General features: G+C 67.6%; 30 protein-coding genes. 29 read left to right on the top strand and 1 reads right to left on the bottom strand.

From position 1 onward, the window contains the following. The first annotated feature begins 90 nt into the window (after positions 1-90). Together gdhA and ACGF3H_RS22225 are read left to right on the top strand one after the other, a co-directional pair. A complete protein-coding gene (gene gdhA / locus ACGF3H_RS22230; protein ID WP_362489414.1) occupies positions 91-1,449 on the top strand; it encodes an NADP-specific glutamate dehydrogenase in 1,359 nt (452 codons plus the stop codon). A gap of 195 nt (positions 1,450-1,644) precedes the next feature. Beyond that, positions 1,645-2,763, top strand: a complete 1,119-nt coding sequence (locus ACGF3H_RS22225) for an acyltransferase family protein (protein WP_393816526.1) — start codon at positions 1,645-1,647, stop codon at positions 2,761-2,763. Positions 2,764-3,029: 266 nt separating this feature from the next. Here the strand turns inward: ACGF3H_RS22225 and ACGF3H_RS22220 are convergent, their stop codons facing one another. Then, positions 3,030-3,194: a hypothetical protein gene (locus ACGF3H_RS22220; RefSeq protein ID WP_362489418.1), complete on the bottom strand. Its 165-nt coding sequence runs from the start codon at positions 3,192-3,194 to the stop codon at positions 3,030-3,032. 210 nt (positions 3,195-3,404) lie between these two features. Between ACGF3H_RS22220 and ACGF3H_RS22215 the strand changes: the two genes are divergently transcribed. From ACGF3H_RS22215 to map, 27 genes are all read left to right on the top strand, one after another. Beyond that, the gene (locus ACGF3H_RS22215; RefSeq protein WP_362489420.1) at positions 3,405-3,770 is read left to right on the top strand and encodes a hypothetical protein; all 366 of its coding nucleotides are present in this window, start codon (positions 3,405-3,407) and stop codon (positions 3,768-3,770) included. A 25-nt stretch (positions 3,771-3,795) separates the two neighbouring features. Further along, a complete protein-coding gene (locus ACGF3H_RS22210) occupies positions 3,796-5,862 on the top strand; it encodes a hypothetical protein (protein WP_362489422.1) in 2,067 nt (688 codons plus the stop codon). Between the two features lie 182 nt (positions 5,863-6,044). Beyond that, the gene (locus ACGF3H_RS22205; protein ID WP_362489423.1) at positions 6,045-6,401 is read left to right on the top strand and encodes a hypothetical protein; all 357 of its coding nucleotides are present in this window, start codon (positions 6,045-6,047) and stop codon (positions 6,399-6,401) included. Between the two features lie 425 nt (positions 6,402-6,826). Further along, entirely contained in the window at positions 6,827-7,135 is a 309-nt protein-coding gene (rpsJ, locus tag ACGF3H_RS22200) for a 30S ribosomal protein S10 (RefSeq protein ID WP_003948644.1), read from the top strand. A gap of 17 nt (positions 7,136-7,152) precedes the next feature. Then, positions 7,153-7,797: a 50S ribosomal protein L3 gene (rplC, locus tag ACGF3H_RS22195; protein ID WP_053135618.1), complete on the top strand. Its 645-nt coding sequence runs from the start codon at positions 7,153-7,155 to the stop codon at positions 7,795-7,797. A gap of 8 nt (positions 7,798-7,805) precedes the next feature. Beyond that, complete coding sequence (gene rplD / locus ACGF3H_RS22190; RefSeq protein ID WP_356601748.1) at positions 7,806-8,462, top strand: 50S ribosomal protein L4; 657 nt, start codon at positions 7,806-7,808, stop codon at positions 8,460-8,462. Next, positions 8,462-8,881: a 50S ribosomal protein L23 gene (gene rplW, locus ACGF3H_RS22185; protein ID WP_007443985.1), complete on the top strand. Its 420-nt coding sequence runs from the start codon at positions 8,462-8,464 to the stop codon at positions 8,879-8,881. Before rplD ends, rplW begins: the two co-directional genes overlap by 1 nt. A 40-nt stretch (positions 8,882-8,921) precedes the next feature. Beyond that, entirely contained in the window at positions 8,922-9,758 is an 837-nt protein-coding gene (gene rplB, locus ACGF3H_RS22180; protein WP_003974264.1) for a 50S ribosomal protein L2, read from the top strand. A 12-nt stretch (positions 9,759-9,770) separates the two neighbouring features. Continuing rightward, positions 9,771-10,052, top strand: coding sequence for a 30S ribosomal protein S19 (rpsS, locus tag ACGF3H_RS22175; RefSeq protein WP_003948639.1), 282 nt, complete (start codon positions 9,771-9,773; stop codon positions 10,050-10,052). A gap of 44 nt (positions 10,053-10,096) precedes the next feature. Beyond that, positions 10,097-10,444, top strand: a complete 348-nt coding sequence (rplV, locus tag ACGF3H_RS22170; protein ID WP_019329637.1) for a 50S ribosomal protein L22 — start codon at positions 10,097-10,099, stop codon at positions 10,442-10,444. Continuing rightward, positions 10,444-11,283 (top strand): 30S ribosomal protein S3, encoded by an 840-nt coding sequence (rpsC, locus tag ACGF3H_RS22165; protein ID WP_356293063.1) that lies wholly within the window; start codon positions 10,444-10,446, stop codon positions 11,281-11,283. The genes rplV and rpsC overlap by 1 nt, the downstream gene beginning before the upstream one ends. 5 nt (positions 11,284-11,288) lie before the next feature. Beyond that, positions 11,289-11,708, top strand: coding sequence for a 50S ribosomal protein L16 (rplP, locus tag ACGF3H_RS22160; RefSeq protein ID WP_004927269.1), 420 nt, complete (start codon positions 11,289-11,291; stop codon positions 11,706-11,708). After that, the gene (rpmC, locus tag ACGF3H_RS22155; RefSeq protein WP_005481220.1) at positions 11,708-11,932 is read left to right on the top strand and encodes a 50S ribosomal protein L29; all 225 of its coding nucleotides are present in this window, start codon (positions 11,708-11,710) and stop codon (positions 11,930-11,932) included. The genes rplP and rpmC overlap by 1 nt, the downstream gene beginning before the upstream one ends. Further along, the gene (gene rpsQ, locus ACGF3H_RS22150) at positions 11,932-12,216 is read left to right on the top strand and encodes a 30S ribosomal protein S17 (protein ID WP_161163021.1); all 285 of its coding nucleotides are present in this window, start codon (positions 11,932-11,934) and stop codon (positions 12,214-12,216) included. The genes rpmC and rpsQ overlap by 1 nt, the downstream gene beginning before the upstream one ends. A gap of 220 nt (positions 12,217-12,436) precedes the next feature. Continuing rightward, positions 12,437-12,805: a 50S ribosomal protein L14 gene (gene rplN, locus ACGF3H_RS22145; protein ID WP_003974257.1), complete on the top strand. Its 369-nt coding sequence runs from the start codon at positions 12,437-12,439 to the stop codon at positions 12,803-12,805. Positions 12,806-12,807: 2 nt separating this feature from the next. Beyond that, complete coding sequence (gene rplX, locus ACGF3H_RS22140; RefSeq protein ID WP_024883202.1) at positions 12,808-13,131, top strand: 50S ribosomal protein L24; 324 nt, start codon at positions 12,808-12,810, stop codon at positions 13,129-13,131. Next, positions 13,131-13,688 (top strand): 50S ribosomal protein L5, encoded by a 558-nt coding sequence (rplE, locus tag ACGF3H_RS22135; RefSeq protein WP_019329632.1) that lies wholly within the window; start codon positions 13,131-13,133, stop codon positions 13,686-13,688. Before rplX ends, rplE begins: the two co-directional genes overlap by 1 nt. A 5-nt stretch (positions 13,689-13,693) precedes the next feature. Next, entirely contained in the window at positions 13,694-13,879 is a 186-nt protein-coding gene (locus tag ACGF3H_RS22130) for a type Z 30S ribosomal protein S14 (RefSeq protein ID WP_003948630.1), read from the top strand. 209 nt (positions 13,880-14,088) lie between these two features. Then, positions 14,089-14,487: a 30S ribosomal protein S8 gene (gene rpsH / locus ACGF3H_RS22125; RefSeq protein ID WP_007384075.1), complete on the top strand. Its 399-nt coding sequence runs from the start codon at positions 14,089-14,091 to the stop codon at positions 14,485-14,487. A gap of 24 nt (positions 14,488-14,511) precedes the next feature. Further along, positions 14,512-15,051 (top strand): 50S ribosomal protein L6, encoded by a 540-nt coding sequence (gene rplF / locus ACGF3H_RS22120; protein ID WP_217143310.1) that lies wholly within the window; start codon positions 14,512-14,514, stop codon positions 15,049-15,051. Between the two features lie 3 nt (positions 15,052-15,054). Then, positions 15,055-15,438 carry a 50S ribosomal protein L18 gene (gene rplR / locus ACGF3H_RS22115; RefSeq protein ID WP_043381015.1) on the top strand — a complete coding sequence of 128 codons (384 nt, stop codon included), beginning with the start codon at positions 15,055-15,057 and terminating at the stop codon, positions 15,436-15,438. 41 nt (positions 15,439-15,479) lie between these two features. Continuing rightward, entirely contained in the window at positions 15,480-16,085 is a 606-nt protein-coding gene (gene rpsE, locus ACGF3H_RS22110; RefSeq protein ID WP_019753099.1) for a 30S ribosomal protein S5, read from the top strand. A 2-nt stretch (positions 16,086-16,087) separates the two neighbouring features. After that, a complete protein-coding gene (gene rpmD / locus ACGF3H_RS22105) occupies positions 16,088-16,270 on the top strand; it encodes a 50S ribosomal protein L30 (RefSeq protein ID WP_003974250.1) in 183 nt (60 codons plus the stop codon). Positions 16,271-16,272: 2 nt separating this feature from the next. Then, on the top strand, positions 16,273-16,728 hold the full coding sequence (gene rplO, locus ACGF3H_RS22100) for a 50S ribosomal protein L15 (protein ID WP_023547373.1): 456 nt from the start codon (positions 16,273-16,275) through the stop codon (positions 16,726-16,728). Between the two features lie 239 nt (positions 16,729-16,967). After that, entirely contained in the window at positions 16,968-18,281 is a 1,314-nt protein-coding gene (gene secY, locus ACGF3H_RS22095; protein WP_362489430.1) for a preprotein translocase subunit SecY, read from the top strand. Beyond that, positions 18,281-18,934, top strand: coding sequence for an adenylate kinase (locus ACGF3H_RS22090; RefSeq protein ID WP_359392846.1), 654 nt, complete (start codon positions 18,281-18,283; stop codon positions 18,932-18,934). Before secY ends, ACGF3H_RS22090 begins: the two co-directional genes overlap by 1 nt. 233 nt (positions 18,935-19,167) lie before the next feature. Next, complete coding sequence (gene map / locus ACGF3H_RS22085) at positions 19,168-20,004, top strand: type I methionyl aminopeptidase (protein WP_362489432.1); 837 nt, start codon at positions 19,168-19,170, stop codon at positions 20,002-20,004. Positions 20,005-20,076: the final 72 nt, after the last annotated feature.

Genomic DNA, 20,076 nt, shown 5'->3' with positions numbered 1-20,076 from the left:
GCCCTTCACCGGCCCGGACCGGAGTAACGTCGGCCACCCCTCCCGGCGCTCCTCCCGGTCCCGGTGTCAGCCGTGCCAGAAAGGGCTTCTGTGACGACGCGATCCGAGTCGAAGACCACGCTCGACCACCTGCTCACCGAGATCGAACACCGCAACCCGGCTCAGCCGGAGTTCCACCAGGCCGTCCACGAGGTGCTGGAGACGCTCGCCCCCGTGGTCGCGGCCAGGCCCGAGTACGCGGAGCCGGGCCTCATCGAGCGGCTCGTCGAGCCGGAGCGGCAGGTCATCTTCCGCGTGCCGTGGCAGGACGACCAGGGGCGGGTCCAGGTCAACCGCGGGTTCCGGGTGGAGTTCAACAGCGCGCTCGGCCCGTACAAGGGCGGCCTGCGCTTCCACCCCTCCGTCAACCTGGGCGTCATCAAGTTCCTGGGCTTCGAGCAGATCTTCAAGAACGCCCTGACCGGCCTCGGCATCGGCGGCGGCAAGGGCGGCAGCGACTTCGACCCGCACGGGCGCAGCGATGCCGAGGTCATGCGGTTCTGCCAGTCGTTCATGACGGAGCTGTACCGGCACATCGGCGAGCACACCGACGTCCCGGCGGGTGACATCGGCGTCGGCGGCCGCGAGATCGGCTACCTGTTCGGCCAGTACCGCCGCATCACCAACCGCTGGGAGGCCGGCGTCCTCACCGGCAAGGGCGCGGGCTGGGGCGGCTCGCTGATCCGCCCCGAGGCGACCGGGTACGGCAACGTCCTCTTCGCGGCGGCGATGCTGCGCGAGCGCGGCGAGGACCTGGAGGGCCAGACGGCGGTCGTGTCCGGCTCCGGAAACGTGGCGATCTACACCATCGAGAAGCTGGCCGCCCTCGGCGCCAACGCCATCACCTGCTCGGACTCCTCCGGCTACGTGGTCGACGAGAAGGGCATCGACCTCGAGCTGCTCAAGCAGATCAAGGAGGTCGAGCGCGGCCGGGTCGACGCGTACGCCGAGCGGCGGGGCGCCTCGGCGCGCTTCGTGCCCGGCGGGCGGGTCTGGGAGGTCCCGGCCGACATCGCGCTGCCGTCGGCCACGCAGAACGAACTGGACGAGAACGACGCCGCCGCGCTGATCCGCAACGGCGTCAAGGCGGTCTCCGAGGGCGCCAACATGCCGACCACCCCCGAGGCCGTCCACCTCCTCCAGAGCTCCGGCGTCGCCTTCGGCCCCGGCAAGGCGGCCAACGCGGGCGGCGTCGCCGTCAGCGCCCTGGAGATGGCCCAGAACCACGCCCGTACGTCGTGGACGGCGGAGCGCGTCGAGGACGAGCTGACGCAGATCATGAACGACATCCACACCACCTGCCACGAGACCGCCGAGCGCTACGGCGCCCCCGGCGACTACGTGACCGGCGCCAACATCGCCGGTTTCGAGCGCGTCGCCGACGCGATGCTCGCCCAGGGCGTCATCTGACGCGGAGGTGAACACGCCGCCAACGCCGGACGGGGCGTTGGCGGCGAGTCGTCGAAAGTACTTCCGTCAACGGAACGGCTGTTCTTGTCTGGGCGGATGGTGCATGCGGCGGACAAAGGAACACCGAGGGTCGAGCGGGCGGCGAGACGCGTCGTGGGGCGGTCGAGGCAACCGCTCCCGCCGCTCGCCGTGCCCGTGCCGAACGACCCCGCGGCCCTCACCGGACGGCCGGTGCCGGGCCGCCGCGAGGGCGGGCGCCTGTACGTCATCGACGGCATCCGGCTGCTCGCCGCGCTGATGGTGGCCGCGCACCACTACGCCGGGACCTGGCGGGCCGACCGCCCCGGCAACCCGATCTGGGGCCGGCCGGTCTCCGAGATCATGCCGACCGTGTTCCGCTTCGCCTCCTACGGCTGGATCGGCGTCGAGATCTTCTTCGTGATCAGCGGCTTCGTGATCTGCATGTCCTGCTGGGGGCGCACCCCGCGCCAGTTCTTCGTCTCCCGCGTGATCCGGCTCTACCCGGCGTACTGGTTCGCGGTCCTCTTCACCACGGCCTTCCTGATCGCCGTACCCGGCGTGTGGGAACGCCTCCGGCTGCGCGAGGTGCTGCTCAACCTGACGATGCTCCAGTCCGGCTCGGGCGTGCCCAACGTCGACGGCGTCTACTGGACCCTCTGGTCGGAACTGCGCTTCTACCTGCTCTTCCTCGTCGTGGTCGCGATGGGCCTGACGTACCGCAGGGTGGTCCTGTTCTGCTGCCTGTGGGGCGCGGCGGCGATGCTCGCGCCCATTGCCCGGCTGCCCCTGCTGGAGCTGATCGCCAATCCGGACGGGGCCTGGTACTTCATCGCCGGCCTCGCCCTGTACCTCATGCACCGCTTCGGCCAGGACCTGCTGCTGTGGGGCATCCTCACCATGGCGTGGCTCATGGGGCAGCTGGAGCTCGGCAACCGCATCGCGGAGATCGAGCACGTCTCGGGTTGGCGGGGGAGCGTGCTGATCTTCACCGCCTTCCTGCTCTTCATGGTCGCCGTGGCGCTCGGCCACACGGACCGGATCCGCTGGAAGTGGCTGGTCACGGCGGGCGCCATGACGTACCCCCTCTACCTGGTCCACTACGCGGCCGGCACCACGCTCATCAACCGCCTCCACGGCACGATGGACGCCCGCGTCCTCGTGGCCGCGGTCGTCGCCGGCTTCCTGGTCCTGAGCTACCTCGTGCACCGCTGCGTGGAACGCCCCCTGTCCCGGCTGCTGAAGAAGGGCCTGGACACGTCCTTCGCCCGCCTGCGGAACGCGGGAGGAGACTGACCGGCACCGGACGCCCCGCCGAGGACGTCCGGGGGCCCGACCGTCGGCGTTCGCGTTCCCAGGTGTGCAGGACCGTCAGGGCGTAGGCGACGCGGGGGTCCAGCCGGTGGGGGTCGAGGCGGTGAAGCTTGTTGACGCCCCGGTAGTCCAGCACCCGTGCCGGCACCGCGCGTGCGCCGGCGGGTCCGGGCCGGCCTGCCGAACGTGCAGTCGTCCGCCTCGCCCACGAAGAACGAGTACAGGGCCGCGCAGAGCGCGAGGACGAATCACAGGGGTGCGGTCACCACGTACACCGGCCACGCGTACCACGTGCCCGCCCTGCCGCTGTCCTCGGGCCGGCGGGCGGTCGTCGACCGGACCGCCGGGACCGCCTCGGCGTCGGACGGCAGGTGCCCGGGCCGTGGGTCCGTCACCGGGACCGGGTTGTCCACGGAGACCACGAACGCGTACGGGGTGGTGTCTTCAGATCCTGCAACACTCCACGCGCCCCCCAAGTCCGCAGTGCGCTCCCCGGCGGCGACTGTCTTCCAGTGATGAAACGGTCACGCGGAGTAGTCGGTGAGGTACCGTGACCGTGAGCGATGGACGAAGCTCAGAGAGCTTCTCGCTGGGGGAGGCGGTTCGTTGTGGGCGGTGCCGGCGTGCCGGGGGCTGCGGGTGGTGGACGCAAGGATCTGGCCTCCTCGCCCGCCGAGAAGGCGGCCGCCGTGAAGGCGATCGAGGAGCACATCCAGCCCGACACGGCGAAGGCCGGTGCGTGGGCCGACGAGGACACGCGGAGTGCGGTCAAGGCGTTCACCGCCAAGGACGGGGACGGGTGGGTCACCTCCGGGGCGCTGAAGAAGGCCCACGAGACCTGGGGCGGGCAGGTGAAGAATCTGATGGACCGGCTCGACGCGGAGAAGGGCGCGCTGCGCGGCGCCGGCACGATCCTCCAGAGCACGGACTACGGCGTGGGGGCCCAGGCCCTGAGGATCCGGCAGCCGTCGCCGCTGGACCGGTTCTGAGGGCGCGGGGCGGGGAAGCGGACGCATGCCGACGTACCACGAGATCATGACCGCCGACCTCGGCGCGCTCACCACCGCCGCGGAGCGGTGGGACGGCATGGCGGGTGAGTTCGCCGAGCAGGAGAAGGCCTACCGGCGGGATGTGCACGGCATCTCCATGGGCACCGGCTGGATCGGTCTGAGCGCCGACGCCGCCAACCGGCGTTTCGACCTCACGCTCCAGGAGTTCGCGTCCGCGCAGACGGAGGCGAGGGCGGTGGCCGGGCTGCTGAGAGACGCGCACTCGCAGTTCGTGGAGCTGCGGGGCCGTCTGACGTCGGCCAGGCAGGACGCCGTCGACGCGCGCATGAAGGTGTCCGAACGGGGCCTGGTGAGCCTGGACACCGAGCGGCTGCCGGACGCCGAGCGCAGGACGCTCCATCAGGACCCGGGGTGGCAGGAGGCCGTCCGGACCTGGCAGGACCGCATCGACAAGGCGGTGCGGGACGTCACGGACGCGGACACCGGTGTGCGGATCGCCCTTCAGGCCGTCGTGGTCGCCTCCGGCGCCGTCGCCGGGGGCAAGGGCTTCAACGGCGAGGCGAAGGGTGACATCGAGAAGTACGAGGGCGAAGCGGCCGAGAAGGCGCTGGAGAAGCTTCGGGCGGGCGGCCGCCTGTCCGACAAGGAGATCGCGGAGCTGGAGCGCACCTTCCGTGACAACAGCGACGATCCGGCGTTCTCGCGGGCCCTCCTGGACGGCCTGGGCGCCGAGGGCACGCTCACGCTGACGAACGAGCTGAACGACCTCGTCCATGTGCGGGGAGGTGACCGCGCGGCGCGCTACGCGGCGATCGAGACGGGTCTCGCTGATGCGCTGGCCTCGGCGACGAAGGACACGTCGTCGTCGTGGTACGAGGGCTGGCGCGAGGACATGCGCGAGGCCGGCGTGGAGCGACACGGCACCGATGCGCAGGGCGCCCGCCTGGACAAGGCCGTCGGGTACCAGTCGCTGGTCACGCTGATGCAGAGGGGGCACGGGTACTCGCCGCAGATGCTGGGGGATCTCACCGACGACATGATCGCGGCGGAGAGGAAAGACCCGGGCATCTGGCGGATGAAGGGGGAGTACGCCGGTGCGCACGGCGGCTGGTTCGCCAACGACCCGGTGGACGGCATGCTCGGCATCATGAGCCACGACCCCGACGCGGCGGCGGCGTATCTCGGTTCCGACGAGAAGATGCAGTACCTCATGAAGGACCGGGACTGGGACGTCACGCTGCATGCGCGGGACGGGGTGAAGGTCAGCACGTACACGCCGGGCGTGGACGGGGACAACAGGGCCGGCTTCGGGGCCGCGCTCCAGGCCGCGGCGACGGGCATCGACCCGTCGGACCCGAACGGGCGGTATGTCGAACACACGAAGCAGAACGACGCGGTCTTCCAGTCGGCCCTCACGTCCCTGGCGGCACAGGGCGACGACTTCCCCCCGACCCTGCGGGAGCCGATGGCGAACGTCCTGGTCAATCACGGGGGGACGGTGCACGAGTCGATGAGCAACATCGACGTCGCCAATTCCCCCCTGAACCAGACGGACCTGTTCGAGGTGACCAAGCAGATCTCCAAGGACCAGTCGGCCTACGGCACGCTGAACGGCGGACTGAACCAGGCGATGGTGGCGGACATCCACGACGACGGTGGGTCGGGGTCGACCGAATCTTTGATCCGCGCGGGACGAACGGTGGGCTTCCTCGAGGAGGCGCGCCTCCAGGCACAGGGAGACCCGGAAGTCGCGGCATTCGCGGCGAAGCCACTGGTCGACGAAGCGGTCAGCTACATCCCGGTCGCTAGTGACAAGGTGCAGCAAGGAGTCGATTACGTCACGGACAGATGGCTGGAGGACGAGCAGAAGAGACTTGACGATCAGCGAGTCAGGGGCAATATCGAGGCCGCGGAAGCGAGGAACAGACAGCTCATGGCGCTCGCGGATACATGGGAAGCGGTACACGGGGATGAAGTCGACGCCAGCTATGACGCGCAGAACGCTATCGATACGGCAGCCGGCCGTGGTGGTGCGAAGGGCCGAGATGTATCCGGAGAGGACCCGAGCTGATGCGAAGGGTCCCGCTGCGACGGATCACGGCTGTCATCGCTCTGAGTTTTGCTTTCCTCACAGGGTCATGCGGTAGCGGCCGAAACGCCGAGCCACCTCACAGAATCTGCGGCACCCCGATCGACTGGAAGCTCGTTGATCCTCTAGTCGCGTCCACTGAGGACCTTCACGAATACAGTCGAGTGGACCGATCGGAACTCATCTCCGCCCCGTGCACCCTGTTCTCCGGCGACGACAGGATGATGGAGTTCCATTTCTACTGGACATCGGATACGCCTGGGTTTGCTCACCGATCCCGATTCGACCCAGTCTTCAGAGACGTATCACAGTGGCGCACAGCGAACATCGGCGACGAGGCGGTGGTGGGCAGGAACGGCGCGATCGTGAGCGCCTCATGCGATACCGCGCGCGGTCGCTATTTCACGCTCAAACTACATCTGCCCCAGGCAAGCATCCTCGACGAGGAAAATCTTGCGGAAGTGGAGGCATTCATGCGCGCCTACTTCCCCGCCACCGTCAAGACGCTGCGTTGTAGGTGAGTGACCCGGGGTGGTCCGGGTGGCCGTGTGTGCGCGGCGGTGACGTGGGGTACAGTCATCCGCTTCGATTGGCCAGGCCCCTGCTCCGTATGGCAGACTAGCCGAGTTGCTCGGTCGAGTGCCGATGCTGCGCGCCTCCCGCCGGGGGGACCGGAAGCGAGTCCCACAGTACTCGTCGCTCCTGATCAGGGGCGGACGTACGGGAATCTTCCGGGAAGCGTCAGCGGGGTGCAGACCAGGCGCCCGGTGGGCCTCTCGCCCCCGCCCGCGGTTCCGGAAGGGCCCGCACTCCCCACGCAGGGAAGTCCCGAAAAGGGACATCCGTGTCAGCGGGAGCGCGACACGCCCGACCGCGTGGGTCGGAGGTGAGGGTGAGGAACACCGGGTTCCAGAGCGTTTTCGAGAGACAGGACTGCTGAGTAGCCATGGCGGGACAGAAGATCCGCATCCGGCTCAAGGCCTACGACCACGAGGTCATCGACTCTTCGGCGAAGAAGATCGTCGAGACGGTGACGCGCACTGGTGCGTCGGTCGCGGGCCCGGTGCCGCTGCCCACTGAGAAGAACGTGTACTGCGTCATCAAGTCGCCGCACAAGTACAAGGACTCGCGCGAGCACTTCGAGATGCGCACGCACAAGCGCCTGATCGACATCCTCGACCCGACGCCCAAGACCGTTGACTCCCTGATGCGACTCGACCTCCCGGCCGGTGTCGACATCGAGATCAAGCTCTGAGGGCCGGTGATCTGAAGATGACCAAGCAGATCAAGGGCATCCTGGGCGAAAAGCTCGGCATGACGCAGGTGTGGGACGAGAACAACCGTGTTGTTCCGGTCACCGTCGTCAAGGCCGGCCCCAACGTCGTGACCCAGGTTCGCACGAACGACGTCGACGGCTACGAGTCGGTCCAGATCGCCTTCGGCGAGATCGACCCGCGCAAGGTGAACAAGCCCCTCAAGGGCCACTTCGCCAAGGCCGACGTCACCCCCCGTCGTCACCTCGTCGAGATCCGTACCGCTGGTGCCAGCGAGTACACCCTCGGCCAGGAGATCACCGCTGAGACCTTCGAGTCCGGCGTGAAGGTCGACGTCACCGCGAAGAGCAAGGGCAAGGGCTTCGCCGGCGTCATGAAGCGCCACAACTTCAAGGGTGGCAAGGCGTCGCACGGTGCCCACCGTGTGCACCGCATGCCCGGATCCATCGGTGGCTGTGCCACCCCCGGCCGTGTCTTCAAGGGCATGCGCATGGCGGGTCGCATGGGCAACGAGCGGGTCACCACCCAGAACCTGACCGTTCACGCCGTTGACGCGGAGAAGGGCCTGCTCCTCATCAAGGGTGCGGTTCCTGGTCCGAACGGCGGCCTCGTCCTGGTCCGCACCGCGGCCAAGGGGGCCTGAGGTAACCGATGAGCACTGTTGACATCCTTTCGCCTGCCGGCGAGAAGACCGGAAGCGTCGAGCTCCCCGCGGAGATCTTCGGCGTGGAGAAGATCAGCATCCCGCTGATCCACCAGGTCGTCGTCGCGCAGAACGCCGCTGCCCGCCAGGGCACGCACAAGACCAAGCGTCGCGGCGAGGTCCGTGGTGGCGGCAAGAAGCCGTACCGCCAGAAGGGCACCGGCCGCGCCCGCCAGGGTTCGACCCGTGCGCCGCAGTTCGCCGGCGGTGGCGTCGTCCACGGCCCGCAGCCGCGTGACTACTCGCAGCGGACCCCGAAGAAGATGAAGGCCGCGGCTCTGCGCCACGCCCTCACCGACCGGGCCCGCCACAACCGCATCCACGTCGTCTCCGGCGTCATCGAGGGCGACAGCCCGTCGACGAAGGCCGCCCGGACGCTGTTCGGCAAGATCTCGGAGCGCAAGAACCTGCTCCTGGTCGCCGACCGCTCCGACGAGGCCGCGTGGCTGTCCGCCCGCAACCTGCCCCAGATCCACATTCTGGAGCCGGGCCAGCTGAACACGTACGACGTTCTCGTCTCGGACGACGTGGTCTTCACCCAGGCCGCTTTCGAGTCCTTCGTGTCTGGCCCCAAGGCCGCTGACACCGAAGGGAGCGAAGCCTGATGGCTACGCGTCACCCGAGCATCGCCTCCAAGGCGGCCAAGGCCGCCAAGGCCGCGCGCGTCGCCAAGGCGCGTCGCCACGAGGCCGAGGGCAAGAACACCGTCGTCACCCCGGCCAGCAAGGCGTTCACGGACCCCCGTGACGTGCTGCTGAAGCCGGTCGTGTCCGAGAAGAGCTACGCGCTGCTCGACGAGAACAAGTACACGTTCATCGTCGCGCCGGGCTCCAACAAGACCCAGATCAAGGAAGCCGTCCAGGCGGTCTTCTCGGTCAAGGTCACCGGGGTCAACACGATCAACCGCCAGGGCAAGCGCAAGCGGACCCGCACGGGCTTCGGCAAGCGTGCCGACAGCAAGCGCGCGATCGTGACCCTCGCCGAGGGCGACCGTATCGACATCTTCGGCGGTCCGACCTCCTGACGGAGGTCCGGATCGTCCGATATCGGACGAGGACTGAGAAATGGGTATCCGCAAGTACAAGCCGACGACTCCGGGCCGTCGTGGCTCCAGCGTCGCCGACTTCGTCGAGGTCACGCGGTCCACGCCGGAGAAGTCGCTGGTCCGCCCGCTGCACAGCAAGGGCGGCCGTAACAACGCCGGTCGTGTGACCGTTCGCCACCAGGGTGGCGGACACAAGCGCGCCTACCGCGTGATCGACTTCCGTCGTCACGACAAGGACGGCGTGCCGGCGAAGGTCGCGCACATCGAGTACGACCCCAACCGCACCGCGCGCATCGCGCTGCTGCACTACGCCGACGGCGAGAAGCGCTACATCCTCGCCCCGCGCAACCTGCAGCAGGGTGACCGCGTCGAGAACGGTCCCGGGGCCGACATCAAGCCGGGCAACAACCTGGCCCTCCGCAACATCCCGGTCGGTACCACGATCCACGCGATCGAGCTCCGTCCCGGTGGCGGTGCCAAGTTCGCCCGTTCCGCCGGCGCCTCCGTGCAGCTGCTCGCGAAGGAGGGCACGATGGCCCACCTCCGCATGCCCTCCGGTGAGATCCGCCTGGTCGACCAGCGCTGCCGCGCCACGGTCGGCGAGGTCGGCAACGCCGAGCAGAGCAACATCAACTGGGGCAAGGCGGGCCGCAAGCGGTGGCTGGGCGTTCGCCCGACCGTCCGTGGTGTGGTCATGAACCCGGTGGACCACCCGCACGGTGGTGGTGAGGGCCGGACCTCCGGTGGTCGTCACCCCGTGTCCCCGTGGGGCAAGAAGGAAGGCCGTACTCGTTCGCCCAAGAAGGCGTCGAACAAGTACATCGTCCGCCGCCGCAAGACGAACAAGAAGCGCTAAGGACGGGTTGAGATGCCTCGTAGCTTGAAGAAGGGACCCTTCGTCGACGACCACCTGATCAAGAAGGTGGATGTCCAGAACGAAGCCGGTACCAAGAACGTCATCAAGACCTGGTCCCGTCGCTCGATGATCGTCCCGGCGATGCTCGGCCACACGATCGCGGTGCACAACGGCAAGACCCACATCCCGGTGTTTGTCACCGAGTCCATGGTCGGCCACAAGCTCGGCGAGTTCTCGCCGACGCGCACCTTCCGGGGTCACGTCAAGGACGACCGGAAGTCGAAGCGCCGCTAGTCAGCGGGGTGTGAAAGACCATGACAAACACTGAAGGGACAACCATGGAAGCCAGGGCCCAGGCGCGGTACATCCGCGTCACGCCCATGAAGGCCCGCCGCGTGGTGGACCTCATCCGTGGCATGGATGCCACGGAGGCTCAGGCGGTCCTGCGTTTCGCCCCGCAGGCCGCGAGCGTGCCGGTCGGCAAGGTGCTGGACAGCGCCATTGCCAACGCCGCGCACAACTACGACCACACCGACGCCGACAGCCTCTACATCTCCGAGGCCTACGTCGACGAGGGCCCGACCCTGAAGCGGTTCCGTCCGCGCGCCCAGGGCCGCGCCTACCGGATCCGCAAGCGGACCAGCCACATCACCGTGGTCGTCAGCAGCAAGGAAGGAACCCGGTAATGGGCCAGAAGGTTAACCCGCATGGGTTCCGGCTCGGTGTCACGACCGACTTCAAGTCGCGTTGGTACGCCGACAAGCTGTACAAGGACTACGTCAAGGAAGACGTCGCCATCCGTCGGATGATGACGTCCGGCATGGAGCGCGCCGGCATCTCCAAGGTCGAGATCGAGCGCACCCGTGACCGCGTGCGTGTGGACATCCACACCGCTCGTCCGGGCATCGTCATCGGCCGCCGTGGCGCCGAGGCCGACCGCATCCGCGGCGACCTCGAGAAGCTGACGGGCAAGCAGGTCCAGCTGAACATCCTCGAGGTCAAGAACCCCGAGACGGACGCTCAGCTCGTGGCCCAGGCCGTCGCCGAGCAGCTCTCCTCCCGCGTCTCCTTCCGCCGTGCCATGCGCAAGAGCATGCAGTCGGCGATGAAGGCCGGCGCCAAGGGCATCAAGATCCAGTGCGGTGGCCGCCTCGGTGGCGCCGAGATGTCCCGCTCGGAGTTCTACCGCGAGGGCCGCGTGCCCCTGCACACGCTCCGCGCGAACGTGGACTACGGCTTCTTCGAGGCCAAGACGACCTTCGGCCGCATCGGTGTGAAGGTCTGGATCTACAAGGGCGACGTCAAGAACATCGCCGAGGTCCGCGCCGAGAACGCCGCTGCCCGCGCCGGCAACCGCCCGGCCCGTGGTGGCAACGACCGCCCGGCCCGTGGTGGCCGCGGTGGCGAGCGTGGCGGTCGCGGTCGTAAGCCGCAGCAGCAGTCGGCTCCGGCCGCCGAGGCCCCCAAGGCCGACGCTCCCGCCGCCGCTGCCGCTCCGGCTGAGAGCACCGGAACGGAGGCCTGACCGAAATGCTGATCCCCCGTAGGGTCAAGCACCGCAAGCAGCACCACCCGAAGCGCCGCGGTCAGGCCAAGGGCGGTACGACGGTTGCGTTCGGCGAGTACGGCATTCAGGCCCTCACGCCGGCGTACGTGACCAACCGCCAGATCGAGGCGGCCCGTATCGCGATGACCCGCCACATCAAGCGTGGCGGCAAGGTCTGGATCAACATCTACCCGGACCGCCCGCTCACGAAGAAGCCCGCCGAGACCCGCATGGGTTCCGGTAAGGGTTCCCCCGAGTGGTGGATCGCGAACGTGCACCCGGGTCGGGTCATGTTCGAGCTGTCGTACCCCAACGAGAAGATCGCCCGTGAGGCGCTGACCCGTGCGGCCCACAAGCTGCCGATGAAGTGCCGGATCGTCAAGCGCGAGGCAGGTGAAGCGTGATGTCGGCCGGTACCAAGGCGTCCGAGCTGCGCGAACTGGGTGACGAGGAGCTGCTGAACAAGCTCCGCGAAGCCAAGGAAGAGCTGTTCAACCTCCGCTTCCAGGCGGCGACGGGTCAGCTCGAGAACCACGGTCGGCTCAAGGCCGTCCGTAAGGACATCGCGCGGATCTACACCCTGATGCGTGAGCGCGAGCTGGGCATCGAGACGGTGGAGAGCGCCTGATGAGCGAGAGCAACGTGACTGAGAACACCGAGGCACGCGGATTCCGCAAGACCCGTGAGGGTCTGGTCGTCAGCGACAAGATGGACAAGACCGTCGTCGTCGCCGTCGAGGACCGCGTCAAGCACGCGCTGTACGGCAAGGTCATCCGCCGTACGAACAAGCTCAAGGCTCACGACGAGCAGAACGCCGCGGGTGTCGGCGACCGCGTCCTCCTCATGGAGACCCGGCCGCTGTCCGCGACGAAGCGCTGGCGCGTCGTCGAGGTCCTCGAGAAGGCGAAGTAATTCCTGCGGGCTCGTCCCGCAGGCCAGATGCGCCGCCCCGGCGTGGGGTCCGTGAAGCTGCGGACCCCCGCCGGAAACGCCGGGCGGGCAGCGTGGAGCACTCACGCCGCCCGGCCGGGGGGCGGCCTCGTAATTCCTGCGGGGACCATCCGCAGGGGAGTTCCGCCAGGCTCTCCGGGCTCACCCCCGGAGGGAACCGGCAGACAAACAGGAGATAGACGTGATCCAGCAGGAGTCGCGGCTGCGTGTCGCCGACAACACGGGTGCGAAGGAAATTCTCACCATCCGTGTGCTCGGTGGCTCCGGCCGCCGCTACGCGGGTATCGGTGACGTCATCGTCGCCACCGTCAAGGACGCGATCCCCGGTGGCAACGTGAAGAAGGGTGACGTCGTCAAGGCGGTCATCGTTCGCACCGTCAAGGAGCGCCGCCGTCCGGACGGCTCGTACATCCGCTTCGACGAGAACGCCGCCGTCATTCTGAAGAACGACGGCGACCCTCGTGGCACCCGTATCTTCGGCCCGGTGGGCCGTGAGCTGCGCGAGAAGAAGTTCATGAAGATCATCTCCCTCGCGCCGGAGGTGCTGTGAGCATGAAGATCAAGAAGGGCGACCTGGTCCAGGTCATCACCGGTAAGGACAAGGGCAAGCAGGGCAAGGTCATCGCGGCCTTCCCCCGCGAGGACCGTGTCCTGGTCGAGGGTGTCAACCGGGTCAAGAAGCACACCAAGGCCGGGCCGACCGCTGGCGGTTCGCAGGCCGGCGGCATCGTGACCACCGAGGCTCCGATCCACGTCTCCAACGTCCAGCTGGTCGTGGAGAAGGACGGCAACAAGGTCGTCACGCGCGTCGGTTACCGCTTCGACGACGAGGGCAACAAGATCCGCGTTGCCAAGCGGACGGGTGAGGACATCTGATGGCGACCACCACCACTCCGCGTCTGAAGACGAAGTACCGCGAGGAGATCGCGGGCAAGCTGCGTGAGGAGTTCTCCTACGAGAACGTCATGCAGGTTCCCGGCCTCGTCAAGATCGTGGTCAACATGGGTGTGGGCGACGCCGCCCGCGACTCCAAGCTGATCGAGGGCGCCATCCGCGACCTCACCACGATCACCGGTCAGAAGCCGGCCGTCACCAAGGCCCGCAAGTCCATCGCGCAGTTCAAGCTGCGCGAGGGCCAGCCGATCGGTGCCCACGTCACCCTCCGTGGCGACCGCATGTGGGAGTTCCTGGACCGCACCCTGTCGCTCGCGCTGCCGCGCATCCGCGACTTCCGCGGCCTGTCCCCCAAGCAGTTCGACGGCCGTGGCAACTACACCTTCGGTCTCACGGAGCAGGTCATGTTCCACGAGATCGACCAGGACAAGATCGACCGTGTCCGGGGTATGGACATCACCGTGGTCACCACGGCGACCAACGACGCTGAGGGCCGCGCGCTCCTTCGTCACCTCGGCTTCCCCTTCAAGGAGGCGTGAGCGAGATGGCGAAGAAGGCTCTGATCGCTAAGGCTGCTCGCAAGCCCAAGTTCGGTGTGCGTGGCTACACCCGCTGCCAGCGCTGTGGCCGCCCGCACTCCGTCTACCGCAAGTTCGGCCTGTGCCGCGTGTGCCTCCGTGAGATGGCTCACCGTGGCGAGCTGCCGGGCGTGACCAAGAGCTCCTGGTAATCCGGTAATTCCGGGTTATTCAGACTCTCGGTAAGCATCTGGGTCGGCAGGGGCCCGTCTCCGCATGCCTTAGGCTTGTGGGGTTGGGCGTCTGCCGCCCGTACGACTTACTACGCCGTAGGTCCACCGCGCCGCACCCGTCCCGTCTCGGATCGGGGAGAGGGATGGCGCACCAGGAAACCCCGGCGAGAGAGGCCGAAGGCCAATTCATGACCATGACTGATCCGATCGCAGACATGCTTACGCGTCTGCGGAACGCGAACTCGGCGTACCACGACTCCGTGACGATGCCGGCGTCCAAGATCAAGTCTCACATCGCGGAGATCCTCCAGCAGGAGGGCTTCATCACGGGCTGGAAGGTCGAGGACGCCGAGGTCGGCAAGAACCTCGTCCTCGAGCTGAAGTTCGGCCCGAACCGTGAGCGCTCCATCGCGGGCATCAAGCGGATCTCCAAGCCCGGTCTCCGGGTGTACGCGAAGTCCACCAACCTGCCCAAGGTGCTGGGCGGCCTCGGCGTGGCGATCATCTCCACGTCGCACGGGCTCCTCACCGACAAGCAGGCCGGCAAGAAGGGCGTGGGTGGGGAAGTCCTCGCCTACGTCTGGTAGCGGAAGGGAACGGAGGAAACAGCTATGTCGCGCATCGGCAAGCTCCCCATCGCGGTTCCCGCCGGCGTGGACGTCACCATCGACGGCCGTACGGTCGCGGTCAAGGGCCCCAAGGGCACGCTGACCCACACCGTCGTCGCGCCGATCGACATCGCCAAGGGTGAGGACGGCGTTCTGAACGTCACCCGCCCCAACGACGAGCGTCAGAGCAAGGCCCTGCACGGCCTGTCCCGCACGCTGGTGGCGAACATGATCACCGGCGTGACCCAGGGTTACGTGAAGAAGCTCGAGATCAGCGGTGTCGGTTACCGCGTGGTCGCCAAGGGTTCGAACCTGGAGTTCTCCCTCGGCTACAGCCACCCGATCACCGTCGAGGCCCCCGAGGGCATCACCTTCAAGGTGGAGTCCCCGACCCGCTTCTCGGTCGAGGGCATCGACAAGCAGAAGGTCGGCGAGGTTGCGGCCAACATCCGCAAGCTGCGCAAGCCCGACCCGTACAAGGCCAAGGGCGTCAAGTACGAGGGCGAAGTCATCCGCCGCAAGGTCGGAAAGGCGGGTAAGTAAGCCATGGCATACGGGCAGAAGATCCTCAAGGGCGACGCCTACAAGCGCGCCGCGATCAAGCGCCGTCACATCCGGATTCGCAAGAATCTCTCGGGTACGGCGGAGCGTCCCCGTCTGGTCGTTACTCGCTCCAACCGCCACATCGTGGCCCAGGTGATCGACGACCTCAAGGGCCACACCCTTGCGTCGGCGTCCACCCTGGACAGCTCGATCCGCGGCGGCGAGGCCGACAAGTCGGCTCAGGCCAAGCAGGTCGGCGCCCTGGTCGCCGAGCGCGCCAAGGCCGCCGGTGTCGAGGCCGTCGTGTTCGACCGTGGTGGCAACCAGTACGCCGGGCGCATCGCCGCTCTGGCGGACGCCGCCCGCGAAGCCGGTCTGAAGTTCTGAGCCGGTTCCGTAGCTAGCGGAAAAAGAGAGAGGTAATTCCAATGGCTGGACCCCAGCGCCGCGGAAGCGGTGCCGGTGGCGGCGAGCGGCGGGACCGGAAGGGCCGTGACGGCGGCGCAGCTGCCGCCGAGAAGACCGCTTACGTTGAGCGCGTCGTCGCGATCAACCGCGTCGCCAAGGTTGTGAAGGGTGGTCGTCGCTTCAGCTTCACCGCGCTGGTCGTGGTGGGCGACGGTGACGGCACCGTGGGCGTCGGATACGGCAAGGCCAAGGAGGTGCCGGCCGCCATCGCCAAGGGCGTTGAGGAGGCCAAGAAGCACTTCTTCAAGGTCCCCCGCATCCAGGGCACTATCCCGCACCCCATCCAGGGTGAGAAGGCTGCCGGCGTCGTGCTGCTCAAGCCCGCGTCCCCGGGTACCGGTGTTATCGCCGGTGGTCCGGTGCGTGCCGTGCTCGAGTGCGCCGGTATCCACGACGTGCTGTCGAAGTCGCTCGGCTCCGACAACGCCATCAACATCGTGCACGCGACCGTGGAGGCCCTGAAGGGTCTGCAGCGTCCCGAGGAGATCGCGGCCCGCCGTGGTCTGCCGCTCGAGGACGTCGCCCCCGCGGCTCTTCTCCGTGCGCGTGCCGGGGCGGGTGCGTAATCATGGCGCAGCTCAAGATTACGCAGGTCAAGTCCTACATCGGCAGCAAGCAGAACCACCGTGACACCCTGCGCTCCCTTGGTCTCAAGGGCATCAACACGCAGGTCGTCAAGGAGGACCGCCCCGAGTTCCGCGGCATGGTGCACACCGTCCGCCACCTCGTGACGGTCGAGGAGGTCGACTGATCATGGCGGAGCAGAACCCGCTCAAGATCCACAACCTCCGTCCCGCCCCGGGCGCCAAGACCGCGAAGACCCGTGTCGGTCGTGGTGAGGCGTCGAAGGGTAAGACGGCCGGTCGTGGTACCAAGGGTACGAAGGCCCGTTACCAGGTTCCGGAGCGCTTCGAGGGTGGCCAGATGCCCCTCCACATGCGTCTCCCGAAGCTGAAGGGCTTCAAGAACCCGTTCAAGACCGAGTTCCAGGTCGTGAACCTCGACAAGCTGGCCGCGCTGTACCCCGAGGGTGGCGAGGTCACCGTCGAGGGCCTCGTGGCCAAGGGTGCCGTTCGCAAGAACAGCCTCGTCAAGGTCCTCGGCCAGGGCGAGATCTCCGTGGCGCTGCAGGTGACGGTCGACGCCGTCTCCGGCTCCGCCAAGGAGAAGATCACCGCCGCCGGCGGTACCGTCACCGAGCTCGTCTGAGCCATTCAGGCGTCTCGATGACCTGAACGATCCCACCGGGGATACCCCACAAAAGGGGTATCCCCGGTTGGTCGTTCCAAGGGAAGTGGTCCCGCCGGTAAGGTGGCCTGCGCTGCCCTCTTTCACGGGTGCCACACATGGGGCACCCTGAGCGGCAGTTGACCGTTATCCCTAAGTCGTCAGTCGAACCTCAAGACCGTCACCCTTGACGCAGAAGCGCGGGGGTCGCAGGAGGCACCGTGCTCACCGCGTTCGCCCGGGCGTTCAAGACGCCCGACCTGCGCAAGAAGCTGCTCTTCACGCTCGGCATCATCGTGGTGTACCGGGTCGGTACCCACATCCCGATTCCCGGCGTCGACTACAAGAGCGTCCAGGAGTGTGTGGACCAGGCGTCCGGCAACCAGGGCCTCTTCGGTCTGGTCAACATGTTCAGCGGTGGCGCCCTGCTGCAGATCACGGTCTTCGCGCTCGGCATCATGCCGTACATCACTGCGAGCATCATTCTGCAGCTGCTGACCGTGGTGATCCCGCGCCTGGAGGCCCTGAAGAAGGAGGGCCAGGCGGGTACGGCGAAGATCACGCAGTACACCCGCTACCTGACCATGGCACTCGCCATCCTGCAGGGCACCGGCCTGGTGGCCACCGCCCGCAGCGGCGCCCTGTTCTCCGGCTGCACCGTCGCCGGCCAGATCGTGCCGGACCGGTCGATCTTCACCACCGTCGTCATGGTGATCTGCATGACCGCCGGTACGGCCGTCGTCATGTGGCTCGGCGAGCTCGTCACCGACCGCGGCATCGGCAACGGCATGTCGATCCTGATGTTCATCTCGATCGCCGCGACCTTCCCGTCCGCCCTGTGGGCCATCAAGAAGCAGGGCGACCTGGCCGGCGGCTGGATCGAGTTCGGCACGGTCATCCTGGTCGGCCTGGTGATGGTCGGTCTCGTGGTCTTCGTGGAGCAGGCCCAGCGCCGTATCCCGGTCCAGTACGCGAAGCGCATGATCGGCCGCCGGTCCTACGGCGGCACGTCGACGTACATCCCGCTCAAGGTGAACCAGGCGGGTGTGATTCCCGTCATCTTCGCCTCGTCGCTGCTCTACATTCCGGCGCTGATCGTCCAGTTCTCCAACTCGCAGGCGGGCTGGGCCACCTGGATCACGAAGAACCTCGCGGACACGGCGGCCACGCCGCACATCATCCTGTACTTCTTCCTGATCGTGTTCTTCGCCTTCTTCTACGTGGCTATCTCGTTCAACCCCGAGGAAGTCGCCGACAACATGAAGAAGTATGGTGGCTTCATCCCGGGCATCCGGGCTGGCCGACCGACCGCTGAGTATCTGAGCTACGTACTCAACCGGATCACCTGGCCGGGTTCGCTGTACCTGGGTCTGATCGCTCTCGTCCCGACAATGGCGTTGGCTGGTTTCGGGGCAAACCAGAACTTCCCCTTCGGCGGCACCAGCATCCTGATCATCGTGGGTGTGGGTCTCGAGACGGTGAAGCAGATCGAGAGCCAGCTCCAGCAGCGCAATTACGAAGGGTTCCTCCGCTGATGCGAATCGTCCTCGTCGGGCCGCCGGGTGCCGGAAAGGGAACGCAGGCCACCCGCCTTGCCGAGACGCTGCACATTCCGCACATCTCCACGGGCGACCTGTTCCGCGCGAACATCAGCCGGCAGACCGAGCTGGGCAAGCTCGCCAAGTCCTACATGGACGCCGGCAACCTCGTACCGGACGAGGTCACCATCGCCATGGCGAAGGACCGGATGGAGCAGCCCGACGCCGAGGGCGGCTTCCTGCTGGACGGTTTCCCGCGCAACGTCTCGCAGGCCGAGGCGCTGGACGAGCTCCTCGAGACCGAGAACATGAAGCTCGACGCGGTGCTGGACCTCGAGGCCCCCGAGGACGAGGTCGTGAAGCGGATCGCCGGCCGGCGTGTCTGCCGCAACGACTCGGCGCACGTCTTCCACGTGACGTACACGCCGCCGAAGAAGGAAGGCGTCTGCGACGTCTGCGGCGGCGAGCTGTACCAGAGGGACGACGACTCCGAGGAGACGGTCCGCACGCGGCTCGAGGTCTACCACACGCAGACCGAGCCGATCATCGACTACTACAAGTCGCAGGGGCTGGTCGTCACCATCTCCGCGATGGGGCCCGTGGCCGAGGTCACCGGGCGGGCGCTGGAGGCGCTGAAGCGGGACAAGTAGTTCTTCGCGTGGCTGCAGCCGCGGTTCCCTCCGGGGGCCGCGGCTGTGGTGTGGGTGGGGGCGGATCGGGCGGCCCGGCGCCGGCGGGGTGCCGTCGCGCCCGCCCTCCCCGCTCTCGGCTTCGCCCGAGCGGGGGGCCCCCGTCGCCCCGGCGGCACGACTGCCCGCGACCGCGCGGGCCCGTATCGTTGAGTCAGTCCGTTTTCCCTCGGTCCAGAAAGGCCGCAGCCCCCATGGTGCAGATCAAGAGCCCCGAGCAGATCGCCAAGATGCGTGAGGCGGGGCTGGTCGTGGCCGCCATCCACGCGGCCACGCGGGAGGCCGCCGTGCCCGGCGCCACCACCAAGGACTTGGACCAGGTCGCCCGCAAGGTGCTCACCGAGCACAACGCCAAGCCGAACTTCCTCGGCTACGGCGGGTTCCCGGCGACGATCTGCACGTCCGTGAACGAGGTCGTCGTCCACGGCATCCCGTCCGACGACGTGGTCCTCAAGGACGGGGACGTCATCTCCATCGACTGTGGCGCGATCATCGACGGCTGGCACGGCGACGCCGCCTACACGGCCTTCGTCGGCTCCGGCCACTCCCCGGAGCTGGTCGAGCTCTCCCGGGTGACCGAGGAGTCGATGTGGGCGGGCATCGCGGCGATGAAGCAGGGCAACCGGCTCGTCGACATCTCGCGGGCCGTCGAGACGTACATCCGCCGCCAGCCCAAGCCGGGCGGGGGCAAGTACGGGATCATCGAGGACTACGGCGGCCACGGCATCGGCACCGAGATGCACATGGACCCGCACCTGCTGAACTACGTCGACCGGCGCCGCGGCAAGGGCCCGAAGCTGGTGCCCGGCTTCTGCCTGGCCATCGAGCCGATGGTGTCCCTCGGCACCCCGAGGACCGAGGTCCTGCAGGATGACTGGACGGTCATCACGACGGACGGCACCTGGTCCTCCCATTGGGAGCACTCCGTGGCCCTGACGGAAGAGGGCCCCTTGGTCCTGACGGCCCCCGACGGAGGCAAGGCCAAGCTGGCGGAGCTGGGCGTGACTGCGGCGCCGGACCCGTTGGGGTGATGTCGGCCCGAGCCACGACCGCCGGTCGGAGGCCGGCGCAGCCGCTCGAAGCTTGTGAGGCGCCCCTGGCGC

The sequence above is a fragment of the Streptomyces sp. NPDC048185 genome (assembly GCF_043202495.1).
Lineage (GTDB): Bacteria > Actinomycetota > Actinomycetes > Streptomycetales > Streptomycetaceae > Streptomyces.
This window is presented reverse-complemented; position numbering and strand designations above follow the sequence as displayed.